Origin of the sequence: Streptomyces sp. WELS2 (assembly GCF_013870595.1) — a bacterium.
GTDB lineage: Bacteria > Actinomycetota > Actinomycetes > Streptomycetales > Streptomycetaceae > Streptomyces.
In genome coordinates this window covers 1-1,222 of record NZ_JACBWZ010001288.1, presented here as the reverse complement: position 1 = coordinate 1,222, position 1,222 = coordinate 1, and the positions used below count along the sequence as shown (strand labels likewise).

Here is a 1,222-nt window from a genome sequence, read left to right as displayed (position 1 = left end):
AACGGCGCTGGCACCTGCGGTCCACGGGCGGCTTTCCGGGCTGAGCGGCCGCGGAAGCGCGGCCCGGCTCCGCCTCCCGCCGGGCGCGGTGGCGCCGGTCACCGCGCAACCAATGGGATATATGTGATGAATAGGACAATGTGGGGAGGTTACTCCAGCAGGGACATCCGGAAGAACGGAGACGCCCGATGATCATCCAGAAGATGCACGACATGGGCATCCGCAGTGAACACGCCTACATCGCCGCATTCGCCTCCATCGGCCTGAGCGTCGCCTCGTGGGCGGGCTCCCTCAAGCTGGAACCGGGCACCGGCCTGGACCGCGCCGACCGCTGGGGCCTCTTCGTCGGCGAGTGGGCACCCACCTTCTTCGGCCTCGGCCTCGCCCTCTCCCACTACGAGCAACAGGACGGCACCCTCACCGGCACCGTCCACCCACTGCGCGAGGTCGGCTGACCCGAAGGCCTGATGCCGCCCGCCGGGGGTTCTCGCCGACGCCCCCGGCGGTGCCGTACCCGGCGCCCCCGCCGAGACCCGCCTTTCTCACGCCGCCGTCCCCGGTGATCCCGTCACCCACGGGCCGGGCATGCACCTCCCGGACGTCCCGGCGATGACCCAGGAACCGACCGTCGCCGTCGGCCGCGCATCCTGTCGCGCACCCGTCCCGCTCGTCACCGTGCTTTCACAGGACGGTGGTTCGCCCCGCCCGGACTCTTGACCGTGCCCGGCGCGCCATTATGGTCTAGACCTAGTAAGCCAGGTCCGGACCAACATCGCTCCCCGCGCCCCGGACCCGCACCGCCGGGCGGACCTGGGGGGCCTGCCCCGGCCGAGCGTGGACGAGCGGCGCTCCCCGGGGCTCGCCCGCCCGGGCCCGGGGCGTGCGGCGCACGGGCCGGACGCGCGCGGACACGGAGCACCCGGCGTCACGCTGTCGGCGGCCGGGCCTTCTCGGGAGGGGCAGGTCGGTGGAGACGGCACAGCCGGTGGAGTCCTGGGCGGAGTTCGGCCGGCGGCTAAGGGCCTGGCGCAGACAGGCCGGACTGACCCAGTCACAGCTCGGACTGAAGGTGGGGTACCACCACAGTCTCATCAGCAGGCTCGAAGCGGGGCTGCGCGAACCGCCGGCCGGACTCGCCGGCCGGCTCGACTCCGTCCTGGGGACCGGCGGCGAGCTGGCGGCCGTCGTCGGCCGTCGTACTGGCTGCGCGCCGAGTCGCTCA

The 1,222-nt window shown here is 73.1% G+C and carries 2 protein-coding genes; both read left to right on the top strand.

Annotated features, from left to right (window positions below):
• Positions 1-188 precede the first annotated feature (188 nt).
• Entirely contained in the window at positions 189-455 is a 267-nt protein-coding gene (locus H5J33_RS35800; RefSeq protein ID WP_181798797.1) for a hypothetical protein, read from the top strand.
• A gap of 512 nt (positions 456-967) precedes the next feature.
• Positions 968-1,222, top strand: a 255-nt coding sequence (locus H5J33_RS38165) for a helix-turn-helix transcriptional regulator (RefSeq protein ID WP_309485578.1), incomplete at its 3' end; no start/stop codon positions are given.